We start from the raw sequence: 14,629 nt of genomic DNA on the forward strand, positions 1-14,629 counted from the left end.
CGGGCTCGCACTGATGGAATCTCAGGATCCTCAGGGCGATGACAAAACCCCAAGAAGGGCGTTTGGTCAAACGTCAGTTCGCAGAGCGCAGGTCACGCACCGACCGCCAGCGCTCCACGAGGCGCCCGTAGGCCGCTCCGGCGCCCTCCTCGTCGCCGCGTCGCAGCGCCGCGATCCCCTCGGCCACGTCCGCCGCCGAGTGGTCGTCCTCCAGGGAGCCGGCGGGCAGGGCGTGCACCAGTCCGCCGTAGTCCAGCTCGACCAGCGAGCGCGGATGGAACTCCTCCAGCCAGCGGCCGACGTCCACGAGTCCGTCGATCAGCAGGCTCTCGTCCATGGCGTCCCGCAGCGCCCGCAGCCCGCGCGCCACCCGCCGGCGGGCCTGGGCCATGGGGGTCCTGTAGCGCAGCACGGGCGCCTCGTCGGCGGAGCCCCTGCCGTACTCCCGCTCGTTGTCCTCGAACAGCACGAACCAGTTGATCGGCACCTGCCAGGTCGCGGTACGGATCCACGGCCGGGCGTCGGGGTGGCCGGCCAGCCAGCTTTCGTAGTCCTGGGTGGCCTGGTGCCGTACGACCGGGGGCAGCAGGGCGTCCAGAACCGGCAGCGGGAAGTCCTCGGCGAGCTCGCCCAGGGCCTGCCAGCCGCGCAACCGGGTGCGCCACGGGCAGACGCAGACCACACCGTCCGCCTCCAGGACGAACGCGTCGTCGCTCTCGTGCACCGGCACCGGCACCGGCGGTGTGGGTGCCAGGTTCGCCAGCGAACGGCGGAGTTCGTCCTGGTAGGAGGGGCGGTCCGGACGGCGCGCGTAACGGGCCCAGTGGCCGCGTTCCGGTTCCGGGAAGGCGGCCAGCGGTTCGTACACGCGCAAGTAGGTCGCATAGGGGACGATCACCGAGGACACCTTGGGCACGCCTGCTCCCTCCCCCGCGGACCGCCGCGAAAACCTGCCGGGGCACCCCTCGGACGGGTGGGAAACCCGGGCAAATCGCCGCACTGCGGTACTCCGGACGGAGGTGATCCGGGACACGGGTGCCGCCGTACGGCGCCTCAGGATCTAACCTCTTGCTCACAGCCCCCGCCACCTCCACGGGGGCCGACCCCACCCGCCGCTACTTACTCAGGAGTCACCACAGTGACCGACGTATCTGACGGCGTCCTGCACACCCTGTTCCGCTCGGACCAGGGGGGCCACGAGCAAGTCGTGCTCTGTCAGGACCGCGCCACCGGCCTCAAGGCCGTCATCGCCATCCACTCCACCGCGCTGGGCCCCGCCCTCGGCGGGACGCGTTTCTACCCGTACGCCTCCGAGGAGGAGGCCGTCGCCGACGCGCTGAACCTCGCCCGCGGGATGTCGTACAAGAACGCCATGGCCGGTCTCGACCACGGCGGCGGCAAGGCCGTGATCATCGGTGACCCGGAGCAGATCAAGACCGAGGAGCTGCTGCTGGCCTACGGCCGGTTCGTCGCCTCGCTCGGCGGCCGGTACGTCACCGCCTGCGATGTCGGCACCTACGTCGCCGACATGGACGTCGTGGCCCGGGAGTGCCGCTGGACCACCGGCCGCTCCCCCGAGAACGGCGGGGCGGGCGACTCGTCCGTGCTGACCTCCTTCGGCGTCTACCAGGGCATGCGGGCCGCCGCCCAGCACCTGTGGGGCGACCCGTCGCTGCGCGACCGCAAGGTCGGCGTCGCGGGGGTCGGCAAGGTCGGCCACCACCTGGTGGAGCACCTGCGCGCGGAGGGCGCCGAGGTCGTGATCACCGATGTGCGCGAGGACGCCGTGCGCCGGATCCTCGACCGGCACCCGCAGGGTGTCTCGGCCGTCGCCGACACCGAGGCGCTGATCCGCACCGAGGGCCTGGACATCTACGCCCCCTGCGCGCTGGGCGGGGCACTGAGCGACGACAGCGTGCCGGTACTGACCGCCAAGGTGGTCTGTGGCGCCGCCAACAACCAGCTCGCCCACCCGGGGGTGGAGAAGGACCTCGCCGACCGCGGAATCCTCTACGCGCCGGACTACGTGGTGAACGCCGGCGGTGTCATCCAGGTCGCCGACGAGCTGCACGGCTTCGACTTCGACCGGTGCAAGGCGAAGGCGTCGAAGATCTTCGACACCACGCTTGCCATATTCGCACGTGCGAAGGATGACGGCATTCCGCCGGCCGCCGCGGCCGACCGGATCGCCGAGCAGCGGATGGCGGAGGCGCGTCCGGCCCGTTGAGGTTCCGTCGGGATGTACGAGGGCGACCCCGGACCGGGTCGCCCTCGTACATGTGAGCGGTACCCGCAGGAGGGCACTTGGAGAGAACTCTCACTTCTCCCGGCGGGTCGACCTCCGACAAGTGGTTAAAATCGCGGTTGACCAGCAAGGACAGGACGTCTCAATGGTCCGGGGCGCGGGCACGTCATGCGGGCGACGTACCGTATGGGCGCGGGCTCAGGTACCGTGGGAGCCCTACGGACCGGTCTCTCCATGGAGAGCCCGTTCTGGACCATGAACGCGTGTCAAGACTCTGGGGCCGTCGAGCCCCGTCGTTGAGGGGGTCGAGCCATGGGGCGCGGCCGGGCCAAGGCCAAGCAGACAAAGGTCGCCCGCCAGCTGAAGTACAACAGCGGTGGGACTGATCTCTCACGCCTGGCCGAAGAGCTGGGTGCATCGCCGCCGAGCCAACCACCGAATGGTGAGCGCTTCGAGGACGATGAGCAGGACGACGAACTGTACGCACGGTACGCCGACCTCTATGAGGAAGACGACGACGAGAACGGGGACAGTCCGTCCCCCGGTCAGCGTCGCGGCGCTTGACTCTGCGCTGAGCATGAACCCGGTAGGTGACCCCGGTCACCGGCCGGGTTCAGTGCTGCCCGGGAACTCCTGAGGGGTCCCCGGGCAGGACGCCGCCCGCCCGCTCGTCGTGCGGGCAGCGTCCCGATGCTCAGTTCGCGTAGTCACCGACGAGGGCCGCGCCCGTGGTGTGCTCGCCGCGGTCGGTGATCTCACCGGCCACCCAGGCGTCCACCCCGCGGTCGGCCAGTGTGGTCAGCGCCACGTCGACGGACTCCTGGGGCACGATCGCGATCATGCCGACGCCCATGTTCAGGGTCTTCTCCAACTCCAGCCGCTCGACCGAACCGGTCCGCCCGACGAGGTCGAACACCGGAGCGGGCGTCCACGTGGAGCGGTCCACGCGCGCGTGCAGCCCGTCGGGGATCACGCGGGCCAGGTTGGCCGCGAGTCCGCCGCCGGTGACATGGCTGAACGCGTGCACCTCACTGGTGCGGAGCAGCGCCAGGCAGTCCAGCGAGTAGATCTTGGTGGGCTCCAGGAGCTCCTCGCCGAGGGTGCGGCCCAGCTCGTCGATCCGGGCCTCCAGGGCGAGCCCCGCACGGTCCAGCAGCACGTGCCGGACCAGGGAGTAGCCGTTGGAGTGAAGACCGGAGGACGCCATGGCGATCACCGCGTCACCCGTACGGATGCGATCCGGGCCGAGCAGCCGGTCGGCCTCCACGACGCCCGTACCGGCGCCGGCGACGTCGAAATCGTCCGGACCCAGCAGACCGGGGTGCTCGGCCGTCTCACCGCCGACCAGGGCGCACCCGGCCAGCACACAGCCCTCGGCGATGCCCTTGACGATGGCGGCGACCCGCTCGGGGTGGACCTTGCCGACACAGATGTAGTCGGTCATGAAGAGCGGCTCGGCGCCGCACACCACGATGTCGTCCATGACCATGGCGACCAGGTCGTGGCCGATGGAGTCGTAGACCCCCAGCTGCCGCGCGATGTCGACCTTGGTGCCGACACCGTCCGTGGCGGAGGCGAGCAGGGGGCGCTCGTAGTTCTTCAGGGCGGAGGCGTCGAAGAGGCCGGCGAAGCCGCCGAGGCCGCCGAGGACCTCGGGGCGCCGGGTCTTCTTCACCCACTCCTTCATCAGCTCGACCGCGCGGTCGCCCGCTTCGATGTCGACGCCCGCCGCTGCGTAGCTGGCACCAGTGTTCTGGGACATGGCTGTGAGAGCTTTCGTGTCGTCCGTCAGGGCTTACGGGCGGCGGATCGCGTCGACCGAGGCCGGGGCGGCGGTGCCCGCGGCCAGCTCGGTCTCCAGGAGCTGCTTGCCGAGAAGCTCGGGGTCGGGCAGGTCCATCGGGTACTCGCCGTCGAAGCAGGCGCGGCACAGGTTCGGCTTGGCGATGGTGGTCGCCTCGATCATGCCGTCGATGGAGATGTACGACAGGGAGTCGGCGCCGAGCGAGGTGCCGATCTCGTCGATGGTCATGCCGTTGGCGATGAGCTCCGCGCGCGTGGCGAAGTCGATGCCGAAGAAGCAGGGCCACTTCACGGGCGGCGAGGAGATCCGGATGTGGACCTCGGCGGCGCCCGCCTCGCGGAGCATGCGGACCAGGGCGCGCTGGGTGTTGCCGCGGACGATCGAGTCGTCGACCACGACCAGGCGCTTGCCCTTGATGACTTCCTTGAGCGGGTTCAGCTTCAGGCGGATGCCGAGCTGGCGGATCGTCTGGGACGGCTGGATGAACGTACGTCCGACGTACGCGTTCTTGACCAGGCCGGCGCCGAAGGGGATGCCGGACGCCTCCGCGTAGCCGATGGCGGCCGGGGTGCCCGATTCCGGGGTCGGTATGACGAGGTCGGCCTCGACCGGGGCTTCCTTCGCGAGCTTGCGGCCCATCTCGACGCGCGAGAGGTACACGTTCCGGCCGGCGATGTCGGTGTCCGGGCGGGCCAGATACACGTACTCGAAGACACAGCCCTTGGGCTTCGCTTCCGCGAATCGGGACGTGCGCAGCCCGTTCTGGTCGATGGCGACGAACTCACCCGGCTCGATCTCGCGTACGAAGCTAGCGCCGCAGATGTCGAGGGCGGCGGACTCCGAGGCGACGACCCAGCCGCGCTCCAGACGGCCGAGGACCAGCGGGCGGATGCCCTGCGGGTCGCGGGCCGCGTACAGGGTGTTCTCGTCCATGAAGACGAGGCTGAAGGCGCCCTGGACCTGGGGGAGGACCACGTGCGCGGCCTGCTCCACGGTCACCGGTTCGCCGTCGGCGGCACGCTGGCCCGCCAGCAGGGCGGTGATCAGGTCGGTGTCGTTGGTGGCCGCCACCTTGGGCGGGCGGCCGTTCTCCTTGGGGAGTTCGGCGACCATCTCGGCGAGCTGCGCCGTGTTGACCAGGTTGCCGTTGTGGCCGAGCGCGATGGACCCGTGCGCGGTGGCGCGGAACGTCGGCTGGGCGTTCTCCCACACGGAGGCGCCAGTGGTCGAGTAGCGGGCGTGTCCGACCGCGATATGACCCTGGAGCGAACCGAGAGAGGTCTCGTCGAAGACCTGGGACACCAGTCCCATGTCCTTGAAGACGAGGATCTGGGAGCCGTTGCTGACCGCGATTCCCGCGGATTCCTGGCCCCGATGCTGGAGGGCGTACAGCCCGAAGTACGTGAGCTTGGCGACCTCTTCGCCCGGAGCCCAGACACCGAAGACGCCGCAAGCGTCCTGGGGGCCCTTCTCACCGGGGAGCAGGTCGTGGTTGAGTCGTCCGTCACCACGTGGCACGCCACCGAGTGTAGGCGAGATCGACCACTGATCCGAATGCGGGATATGCCCCCGGCGGTGGATCAGCGCTGCGCGACGGCCCGGACACTGGCGCCGTTTTCGCTGGTCAGCACGAGAGTGCGGCCTTCGATCCGGTAGCTCACGGTGCCGTCGAAGAGGTTCGTCAGGCTCTTCTCGGCGTCCATGAGTGAGTCTTCGCACATCATTCGGGTCATGCCCGGCACGCCGAGGGTGATATGGCCGTCGCGCACGGTGGCCTCGGCGTTCACCTGGTTGCAGCCGAGGCTGCCGGTGACGGTGCCCTCCTTCCTGTCAAAGGTGAGGTGGGCGCGGCTGTCGGCGGCAGGGGTGGTGACGGTCCACGTGGTGCCGTACAGCGGACTGTCCTCGATCCTGCTCAGGCGTACGGTGTCGCCGGACCCGGTGGTGAGGGTGAGGCGGTCGCCGTTCACGTCGGTTGCCAGGGCGCCGTCGCCGAGGGCCCGGGACACGGCGCTCTCGAGCTCCATGATCTCCTCGGAGCAGGCCCTGAGGGTGGTCTCCCGGTCGCCACCGAACCGGATCCGGTCGCCTTCGAAGGTGACGCGGCCCTTGAACAGGTTGCATCCGTAGCTGCCGGTGGCCCGGCCGTCGTCGTCGAGGGTGAGGTTCGCGCCGTCGGGGGCCCGGTGGGTGGTGCCGTCGACGGTGAGGCTGTCGATGGTCCAGCGCGTGCCGGTGACCTGTCCCTCCGCCTGCGCGGTGCCGCTGCCGGCTCCGGCCTTCTCGCTGCCGCAGGCTGCCGCGAGCGGGACGACGAGCACGGCGAGGGCCGTCAGGGTCATGCGCCGCTGGTGCTTCTGCCTGTACATGCCGATTCGACGAGGGCGGGGAGCGAGTGGTTCCCCTCGGCCGTCCGGTTCGTCCCGTCCGGATCGTCCCGGGTCCGGTTCACCCCAGCAGCGGCAGATACGGCCCGAGGTCCGCCCTTTCCCCGCTCGCGCCGACCCTGGCCTCGGCCACCGCGTCCCGCCAGGCCGTCCGTCCGCCGGCCAGCCGGATCCAGGTCAGCGGATCCGTCTCGACGACGTTCGGCGGGGTTCCCCGCGTGTGCCTCGGTCCTTCCACGCACTGCACGACCGCGTACGGCGGGATCCGCACCTCCGTCGAGCCACCGGGCGCCTTCGCGGCGAGCGTGTCGGCCAGCAGCCGGGTGCAGGCGGCGAGGGCCTGGCGGTCGTACGGGATGTCCAGACCGGGTACGGCCGCGTTCAGGTCGTCGGTGTGGACGACGAGCTCCACGGCGCGGGTCACGACGTAGTCGGCCAGCGGCAGCGCGCCCGCGCTGGTGGGCAGCAGCCTGCTCCCGGGGTGTGTGTCGAGGCGGGTGGTGAAGCGCTGCTCGACGTCCGCGAGGTGGGCGTCGAGGTCGGGATGGTCCGCCGCGAGCCGCCGGGCGGTGCCGGCGATGGCGTCCGCGTCGGCGCCGATGGCCGACGGCCAGTCGAGCAGGTGCCCGTCCTGCCGGGCGGGCTCGGGCTCGTCGAGGAGGCGGTCCACCGCTGTCAGCGCCATCCCGATGTGCGCGACCAGTTCCCGTACGGTCCAGTCGCCGAGCCGGGTGGGCAGGGCGAGCCGGTCCGGGGTGAGGGTGCGGACCGCCGACCGTACGTTCCCGAACTGGGCCAGGACGGCGGCGCGGGTCCTGGCGGGGTCGTAGGAGCGGGTGCGCTTCTTGGCCGGTGGCATGACGGCAGCCTATGTTACAGTCCCTTTTCAGTAGAAACAGTTGACTTTTGTTTCTACTGAATTCATCCGTGTCCCATGGACGGGCGACGGGATGTGCACCCGTCCGGGTACGGCCCGACGGACGAGGGCGCCCATGTCCACACAGCCACTCAGACTCCGCACCACCACCGCGAAGCCCGCGGACACCGCGGACACCGCGAACACCGCGAACACCGCGAAAAGTGTCACGCGGCCCGCCCCGGCCGCACGGCCGCGCAGACGCCGCGGCCAGTGGATCCCCCCGCAGCACGGGGCCTGGGCCATGCTGCTCGTCCCCTACGCCGCCGGTCTGATCGCCGTCGGCTTCTCCTGGGTGCAGCTCCCGCTCCTGCTCGCCTGGGTGGGCGGCTACCTGCTGTCCTACTTCGCCCTGCTGGCCGTCAAGACGCGCCGCCCCGGCCGGGTCCGCGCACAGCTCCTCCTCTACGGCGGCGTCACCGCGGCCGCCGGGGTCACGGTCCTCCTGGCGCGCCCTCAGCTGCTGCTCTTCGCCCCGCTCTTCGCGGCCGTCCTCGCGGTCAACGGGCTCTTCGCCCGGGCCCGGCGCGACCGCGCGCTGGCCAACGGCCTGGTGTCGGTCGTCGCGGCGACACTCGTCCTCCCCGTGGTCGCGGTGGCCGGCGGAGCCTCGCCCTGGGAGGTCGCCGACCCGTTCCTGGTGACGCTCCTGTACTTCACCGGATCCCTGCTCTTCGTCAGGACCACCATCCGCGAGCGGGGCAACCGGCGCGTACTGGCCGTGTCCCTGGTCTTCCACGCCCTCGCCCTGGCGGCGGCCGCCTGGGTGGCGCTGCCGTACGCGGTTCCCTTCACGGGCTTCCTGATCCGCGCGGCCGTCCTGCCCCCACGGGGCCTCACACCCAAGTGGATCGGCATCGCCGAGATCATCAGCTCGGTCGCGCTCCTGGTGACGATCGCCCTGGTGACGTCCTGAGCCGAGGCCGGAGTGCCCCCGGTCATCCGTCCCGGCAACACGAAGGGGAGCATTCGTCCCGGCGAGCCGCCACGCGGGCGGCGTGTCGTGCCGGGACGAATGCTCCCCTTCGTCGCGTCGGGCGGCGGGGCCGTCCGCTCAGGCCAGCAGCGCCGGGACGGTCGACTCGTGCGCCTCGCGCAGCTCCGCCAAGGTCAGCGCGAACTCGCCCTGGACCTCGACCGTGTCGCCATCGACGACCCCGATACGGGCGGCCGGCAGACCACGCGCACCGCACATGTCGTTGAAGCGGAGCTCCTCCGAGCGCGGCACGGCGACGATCGCGCGGCCTGCCGACTCGGAGAACAGGAAGGTGAAGGCGTCGAGCCCGTCCGGGACGACCAGACGCGCGCCCTTCTCCCCGAGCAGCGCCGACTCGACGACCGCCTGGATCAGACCGCCGTCCGAGAGATCGTGCGCGGAGTCGATCATGCCGTCGCGGGAGGCGGAGATCAGGATCTCGCCGAGCAGCCGCTCACGCTCCAGGTCGACCTTGGGCGGCAGCCCGCCGAGGTGGTCGTGGACGACCTGGGACCAGGCCGAGCCGCCGAACTCCTCCCGGGTGTCGCCGAGGAGGTAGATCAGCTGCCCCTCCTCCTGGAAGGCGACCGGCGTGCGGCGGGCCACATCGTCGATGACGCCGAGCACCGCGACCACCGGGGTCGGGTGGATGGCGGCCTCCCCCGTCTGGTTGTAGAGGGAGACGTTGCCGCCGGTCACCGGGGTGCCGAGCTGCTGACAGCCGTCCGCCAGACCGCGTACGGCCTCCGCGAACTGCCACATGACCGCCGGGTCCTCGGGCGAGCCGAAGTTCAGGCAGTCGGAGACGGCGAGCGGCTTGGCGCCGGTCGTCGCCACGTTGCGGTAGGCCTCGGCGAGGGCCAGCTGGGCGCCCGTGTAGGGGTCGAGCTTGGCGTAGCGGCCGTTTCCGTCGGTGGCGATCGCGACGCCGAGGCCGGACGCCTCGTCGATACGGATCATGCCGGAGTCCTCGGGCTGGGCGAGGACCGTGTTGCCCTGCACGAAGTGGTCGTACTGCTGGGTGATCCACTGCTTGGAGGCCTGGTTGGGCGAGCCGACCAGCTTCAGGACCTGGTCCTTCAGCTCCTCGGAGGTCTCCGGGCGGGCCAGCTTGTTCGCGTCGTCCGCCTGGAGCTCGTCCTGCCAGGACGGGCGGGCGTAGGGGCGCTCGTAGACCGGGCCGTCGTGGGCGACGGTGCGCGGGTCGACATCGACGATCTTGCCGCCGTGCCAGTAGATCTCCAGGCGGTCGCCGTCGGTCACCTCGCCGATGACGGTGGCGATGACGTCCCACTTGTCACAGATCTCGAGGAAGCGGTCGACCTTCTCCGGCTCCACGACCGCGCACATGCGCTCCTGCGACTCGCTCATGAGGATCTCCTCGGGCGAGAGCGTGGAGTCGCGCAGCGGGACGTCGTCGAGGGTGACGCGCATGCCGCCGGAGCCGTTCGACGCCAGCTCCGACGTGGCGCAGGACAGGCCAGCCGCTCCCAGGTCCTGGATGCCGACGACCAGCTTCTCCTTGAACGCCTCCAAGGTGCACTCGATGAGGAGCTTCTCCTGGAAGGGGTCGCCGACCTGGACTGCCGGACGCTTCGACGGCTTCGCGTCGTCGAAGGTCTCGCTCGCCAGGATCGACGCGCCGCCGATGCCGTCGCCGCCGGTCCTGGCGCCGTAGAGGATGACCTTGTTGCCCGCGCCGGACGCCTTGGCGAGGTGGATGTCCTCGTGCCGCATGACGCCGATGGCACCGGCGTTGACCAGCGGGTTGCCCTGGTAGCAGGCGTCGAAGACGACCTCGCCGCCGATGTTGGGCAGGCCGAGGCAGTTGCCGTAGCCGCCGATGCCGGCGACGACACCCGGCAGGACCCGCTTGGTGTCGGGGTGGTCCGCGGCGCCGAAGCGCAGGGGGTCCACGACCGCGACCGGGCGGGCGCCCATCGCGATGATGTCGCGGACGATGCCGCCGACGCCCGTGGCCGCGCCCTGGTAGGGCTCGACGTAGGAGGGGTGGTTGTGCGACTCGACCTTGAAGGTGACCGCGTAGCCCTGGCCGACGTCGACGACGCCGGCGTTCTCGCCGATGCCGACGAGCAGGGCCTCGGACTCGGGGGCCTTCTCGCCGAACTGGCGCAGGTGGACCTTGCTGCTCTTGTACGAGCAGTGCTCGGACCACATCACCGAGTACATGGCGAGCTCGGCGCCGGTCGGGCGGCGGCCGAGGATCTCCACCACCCGCTCGTACTCGTCCTTCTTCAGGCCCAGCTCGGCCCAGGGCAGCTCGACGTCGGGGGTCGCGGCCGCTTGCTCGACCGTGTCCAGAGGCGTCCGGCTCATACGTTGACCAGCTTCTTGAGGATCGAGGTGAAGAACGGCAGGCCGTCGGTACGGCCCGTACCGATCAGCGACTCGACGGCGTGCTCGGGGTGCGGCATCAGGCCGACGACGTTGCCGGCGGCGTTGGTGATGCCCGCGATGTCGTTGAGCGAGCCGTTGGGGTTACCGCATCCATCAGCGGCTTCGCCGCGGACCACGTAGCGGAAGGCGACGCGGCCCTCCGCCTCCAGCTCGTCCAGCGTCCGCTGATCGGCGACGTAGCGGCCGTCCATGTTCTTCAGCGGGATGTGGATCTCCTGGCCGGCCGTGTAGTCGGTGGTCCAGGCGGTGTTCGCGTTCTCCACCCGCAGCTTCTGGTCGCGGCAGATGAAGTGCAGGTGGTCGTTGCCCAGCATGCCGCCGGGGAGCAGGTGCGCCTCGGTGAGGATCTGGAAGCCGTTGCAGATGCCGAGTACCGGCAGGCCGGCCCTGGCCTGGTCGATGACCGTGTCCATCACCGGCGAGAAGCGCGCGATGGCGCCGGCCCGCAGATAGTCGCCGTACGAGAAACCACCGCAGAGCACGACGGCGTCGACCTGCTTGAGGTCCTTGTCCTTGTGCCAGAGGGCGACGGGTTCGGCGCCGGCGATGCGGATCGCACGCTGCGAGTCCCGGTCGTCCAGGCTGCCGGGGAAAGTGACGACGCCAATACGAGCGGTCACTTCACGGCCTCCGCGACGCTCTCGACGCGGACGGTGAAGTCCTCGATCACGGTGTTGGCGAGGAAGGATTCCGCAAGATCATGGATACGGGCGAGCGCGGCCTCGTCGACCGGCCCGTCCACTTCCAGTTCGAATCGCTTTCCCTGACGGACGTCCGAGATCCCTTCGAAGCCCAGTCGCGGCAGTGCGCGCTGCACCGCCTGGCCCTGGGGGTCGAGGATCTCCGGCTTGAGCATGACGTCGACTACGACGCGTGCCACTGGCACTCCCGGTGTGTGGTGCTGAGCAGGTCCCTTCAGACTACCCGCACCAAATTTCTACGCGAGTAGAGTTGTAGGAATCTACGTGAGGCCGATCACGATTCGGCATCGCGAGGAGGCGCGAGGGAAAAAATCCGGGAAAGATCTGCGTTCGCTCCCCCATCTCTATTGCGCCGCGGACACGCGGACAGATTTAGTCGGGCTTCACATTGCATTGCCGGGCACTGTACAAATGAATTGTCATTAGCAGATACTTTGCCCGATTACAGGCGAACAGCCGACATCTCGGCGACGTACCGGCACGTCATCATGGACGTACGGACGAGAGGTGTCGCACGAAGGGACCGATATTCGTGGCGCAGAAGGTCGTGGTCACTCTCTTTGACGACATCGACGGCTCGGAAGCGGCGGAAACGATCGCCTTCGGACTCGACGGCAAGTCGTACGAGATCGACCTCAATGAAGCCAATGCCAGGAAACTGCGGAAGGCGCTCGAGCCCTACGTGGACGCCGGCCGCAAGCGGTCGCGCTCCGGCAAGGCGTACCGGCAGACGGAGGTGGCCCCCGACCCGGCCGCCGTACGCGCCTGGGCGCAGGCCAACCGGATGGACGTTCCCGCGCGGGGACGGATCCCCAAGAAGGTCTACGAGGCGTTCGCCGCGGCGCGATGAGCCGGCCGGCGGCCGTCCCGCAGCCGGCCGCCGGAGACCGGATCACCCGGGCGGGCGAGCGGGCCGCGCCCGTTCGGGTGAGCCGCCCGACGGCCGGTCACCCGCCCCTCGCGGCAACCGACTTGCGCACCACCCCCGCTGATCAGCTAGAGTCTGGAGCACGCCGAGGGGCAAGGCCGAAAGGCCCGGCTCACGGAGTACATGCGGGTGTAGTTCAGTAGTAGAACATCCCCCTTCCAGGGGGAAGGCGCAGTGTGCAATTCCTGTCACCCGCTCTGCATCGCCGTACCGGACATCCATGTCGATCAGGTAGGCTGGTGCCCGCGCCGATCGGTGAGAGCCGGTCGGAGGCAATGCGGACGTAGCTCAGTTGGTAGAGCGCAACCTTGCCAAGGTTGAGGTCGCGAGTTCGAGCCTCGTCGTCCGCTCTTCGATCAAAGGCCCCGGTCATCGACCGGGGCCTTTGCCGTGATCTCCCCGAGGGAAGCGTCTCCCGGCGGCGCCGACTGACATGTGTCATGTCCGGGAATGACAGCCCGCACTGCCCGGGCCGCCCGCCCACCGGGATGATCGGGGCATGGAAACCAACGAACACGAGCACGTGATCGAGGTCACCGGCCTACGACGTGTCTACGGGGGCGGGTTCGAGGCGGTGCGCGGGATCGACTTCTCGGTGCGGCGCGGCGAGATCTTCGCCCTGCTCGGCACCAACGGAGCGGGCAAGACCTCCACCGTCGAACTGCTGGAGGGCCTCGCGGCCCCGGCCGACGGGCGCATCCGGGTCCTCGGCCACGACCCGCACACCGACCGCGCGGTCATTCGGCCCCGCACCGGCGTGATGCTCCAGGAGGGCGGTTTCCCCTCCGAGCTGACCGTCGCCGAGACCGCCCGGATGTGGGCGGGCTGCGTCAGCGGAGCCCGGCCCACGGAGGAGGTGCTGACCCTGGTCGGGCTGGAGACGAAGACCGGCGTCCGGGTGAAGCAGCTCTCCGGGGGACAGCGGCGCCGACTGGACCTCGCGCTCGCGCTGCTCGGCGATCCCGAGGTGCTGTTCCTCGACGAACCGACCGCCGGACTCGACCCCGAAGGCCGCCGGGAGACCTGGGACCTGGTGAGCGGTCTGCGCGACCGCGGGACGACCGTGCTGCTCACCACGCACTACCTCGAAGAGGCGGAGTTCCTCGCCGACCGGCTCGCGATCATGCACGAGGGCCGCATCGCCGTCACCGGCACCCCGGCCGAGGTGACCGCGTCCGAACCGTCCCGGATCACCTTCGACCTGCCCGAGGGCTACTTCGTGGGCGATCTGCCGCCGCTCGCCGAACTGGGTGTGCACGACCACACCGTCGACGGCCGGACCGTCCGGCTGCGCACCCACGAACTGCAGCGGGCGGCCACCGCGCTGCTGGTGTGGGCGGACCGCGCCGGGGTGGAACTGCACCGGCTGGACGTGCGCTCGGCGTCCCTGGAGGAGGCGTTCCTCGCGATCGCCAAGGGGGCTGCCGCGGGAACGGCGACGACGAAGGAGTACGCGGCATGAGCACATCCGTGACCACCCCGATGAGCCGGATGACCGCGCTCGCCCGAGCCGAACTGACCCTGCTGGGCCGGAGCAAGGGCACCCTCTTCGCCGCGCTGTTCGTACCGCTGGTGCTGCCGCTCAGCGCGCGCGAGACCGCCAGGGAAATGGACCTCGCCGGGGCCGGACTCACCATCGGTACGATGCTGCTGCCGGCCGCGGTCGGCTTCTCGCTCCTCTTCGCCGTCTACTCGGCGCTCGTCGGTTCCCTCGTGGCCCGCCGCGAGGAACTCGTCCTCAAGCGGCTGCGTACCGGGGAACTGCGGGACGGCGAGATCCTGGCCGGGTCCGCGCTGCCGGCGACCGCCACGGGCCTGGTGCAGTCGCTGCTGCTGGCGGGCGGCTGTGTGATCCTGCTGGACATGTCGGCCCCGCCCGCCGTGTATCTGTCGGTGCTGGGCCTCCTGCTGGGGCTGGTGCTGTGCGTGGGACTCGCGGCGGTCACCGCGGCCTTCACCCGGACCAGCGAGAGCGCGCAGGTCACCCCGCTACCGCTGATGTTCCTGTCGATGATGGCCTCCGGGATGATGATCCCGCTGGAGATTCTTCCCGACAAGGTGGCCGCCGTCTGCGAGTTCCTGCCGCTGACCCCCGTGATGACCCTGGTGCGCGGCGGCTTCACCGGCGACCTGTCGGCCGGCGGGGCGCTGGGAGCCGTTGCCGTGGCGGTGGCCTGGATCCTGGTCGCGGTGTTCGCTGTACGACGGTGGTTCCGCTGGGAGCCGAGGCGCTGAAGCGGGCGAGGGCAGGGGC

14 protein-coding genes and 2 tRNA genes are annotated in these 14,629 nt (G+C 70.1%); 8 read left to right on the forward strand and 8 right to left on the reverse strand.

Annotation, left to right across the window (positions count from 1 at the left end; genetic code table 11):
• Positions 1-73: 73 nt before the first annotated feature.
• Positions 74-916, reverse strand: coding sequence for a hypothetical protein (locus ACIF9R_RS32120; RefSeq protein ID WP_399985925.1), 843 nt, complete (start codon positions 914-916; stop codon positions 74-76).
• A 222-nt stretch (positions 917-1,138) separates the two neighbouring features.
• Here ACIF9R_RS32120 and ACIF9R_RS32125 point away from each other — a divergent pair, with 222 nt between their 5' ends.
• Both ACIF9R_RS32125 and ACIF9R_RS32130 read left to right on the forward strand, forming a co-directional pair.
• On the forward strand, positions 1,139-2,227 hold the full coding sequence (locus ACIF9R_RS32125; protein ID WP_399985926.1) for a Leu/Phe/Val dehydrogenase: 1,089 nt from the start codon (positions 1,139-1,141) through the stop codon (positions 2,225-2,227).
• A 330-nt stretch (positions 2,228-2,557) separates the two neighbouring features.
• A complete protein-coding gene (locus ACIF9R_RS32130) occupies positions 2,558-2,809 on the forward strand; it encodes a DUF3073 domain-containing protein (protein ID WP_399985927.1) in 252 nt (83 codons plus the stop codon).
• A gap of 130 nt (positions 2,810-2,939) precedes the next feature.
• Here the strand turns inward: ACIF9R_RS32130 and purM are convergent, their stop codons facing one another.
• The 4 genes from purM to ACIF9R_RS32150 form a co-directional block, all read right to left on the reverse strand.
• The gene (gene purM, locus ACIF9R_RS32135) at positions 2,940-4,007 is read right to left on the reverse strand and encodes a phosphoribosylformylglycinamidine cyclo-ligase (protein ID WP_399985928.1); all 1,068 of its coding nucleotides are present in this window, start codon (positions 4,005-4,007) and stop codon (positions 2,940-2,942) included.
• A gap of 33 nt (positions 4,008-4,040) precedes the next feature.
• Positions 4,041-5,567, reverse strand: a complete 1,527-nt coding sequence (purF, locus tag ACIF9R_RS32140; protein ID WP_399985929.1) for an amidophosphoribosyltransferase — start codon at positions 5,565-5,567, stop codon at positions 4,041-4,043.
• Positions 5,568-5,629: 62 nt separating this feature from the next.
• On the reverse strand, positions 5,630-6,418 hold the full coding sequence (locus ACIF9R_RS32145; protein WP_399985930.1) for an META domain-containing protein: 789 nt from the start codon (positions 6,416-6,418) through the stop codon (positions 5,630-5,632).
• A gap of 79 nt (positions 6,419-6,497) precedes the next feature.
• A complete protein-coding gene (locus tag ACIF9R_RS32150; RefSeq protein WP_399985931.1) occupies positions 6,498-7,295 on the reverse strand; it encodes a sterol carrier family protein in 798 nt (265 codons plus the stop codon).
• Positions 7,296-7,428: 133 nt separating this feature from the next.
• Here ACIF9R_RS32150 and ACIF9R_RS32155 point away from each other — a divergent pair, with 133 nt between their 5' ends.
• Positions 7,429-8,268 carry a YwiC-like family protein gene (locus ACIF9R_RS32155; protein WP_399985932.1) on the forward strand — a complete coding sequence of 280 codons (840 nt, stop codon included), beginning with the start codon at positions 7,429-7,431 and terminating at the stop codon, positions 8,266-8,268.
• Between the two features lie 138 nt (positions 8,269-8,406).
• On the opposite strand, the gene purL is transcribed toward ACIF9R_RS32155, so the two are convergent.
• The 3 genes from purL to purS are packed head-to-tail and all read right to left on the reverse strand — an operon-like array spanning position 8,407 to position 11,626.
• Positions 8,407-10,665 (reverse strand): phosphoribosylformylglycinamidine synthase subunit PurL, encoded by a 2,259-nt coding sequence (purL, locus tag ACIF9R_RS32160; protein ID WP_399985933.1) that lies wholly within the window; start codon positions 10,663-10,665, stop codon positions 8,407-8,409.
• On the reverse strand, positions 10,662-11,366 hold the full coding sequence (purQ, locus tag ACIF9R_RS32165) for a phosphoribosylformylglycinamidine synthase subunit PurQ (protein ID WP_399985934.1): 705 nt from the start codon (positions 11,364-11,366) through the stop codon (positions 10,662-10,664). Before purQ ends, purL begins: the two co-directional genes overlap by 4 nt.
• Positions 11,363-11,626 (reverse strand): phosphoribosylformylglycinamidine synthase subunit PurS, encoded by a 264-nt coding sequence (gene purS, locus ACIF9R_RS32170; RefSeq protein WP_399985935.1) that lies wholly within the window; start codon positions 11,624-11,626, stop codon positions 11,363-11,365. Before purS ends, purQ begins: the two co-directional genes overlap by 4 nt.
• Positions 11,627-11,979: 353 nt before the next feature.
• On the opposite strand from purS, the gene ACIF9R_RS32175 reads away from it, so the two are divergent.
• The 5 genes from ACIF9R_RS32175 to ACIF9R_RS32195 all read left to right on the forward strand — a co-directional run bounded on the left by ACIF9R_RS32175 (position 11,980) and on the right by ACIF9R_RS32195 (position 14,610).
• Positions 11,980-12,297 carry an Lsr2 family protein gene (locus ACIF9R_RS32175; protein WP_399985936.1) on the forward strand — a complete coding sequence of 106 codons (318 nt, stop codon included), beginning with the start codon at positions 11,980-11,982 and terminating at the stop codon, positions 12,295-12,297.
• Positions 12,298-12,500: 203 nt separating this feature from the next.
• Positions 12,501-12,572, forward strand: a tRNA-Gly gene (locus ACIF9R_RS32180).
• Between the two features lie 80 nt (positions 12,573-12,652).
• Positions 12,653-12,725: transfer RNA gene (locus tag ACIF9R_RS32185), tRNA-Gly, on the forward strand.
• A gap of 149 nt (positions 12,726-12,874) precedes the next feature.
• Positions 12,875-13,837 carry an ABC transporter ATP-binding protein gene (locus ACIF9R_RS32190; RefSeq protein WP_399985937.1) on the forward strand — a complete coding sequence of 321 codons (963 nt, stop codon included), beginning with the start codon at positions 12,875-12,877 and terminating at the stop codon, positions 13,835-13,837.
• On the forward strand, positions 13,834-14,610 hold the full coding sequence (locus tag ACIF9R_RS32195) for an ABC transporter permease (protein WP_399985938.1): 777 nt from the start codon (positions 13,834-13,836) through the stop codon (positions 14,608-14,610). The genes ACIF9R_RS32190 and ACIF9R_RS32195 overlap by 4 nt, the downstream gene beginning before the upstream one ends.
• Positions 14,611-14,629: the final 19 nt, after the last annotated feature.

The organism is Streptomyces sp. NPDC086080, assembly GCF_044540255.1.
Lineage (GTDB): Bacteria > Actinomycetota > Actinomycetes > Streptomycetales > Streptomycetaceae > Streptomyces.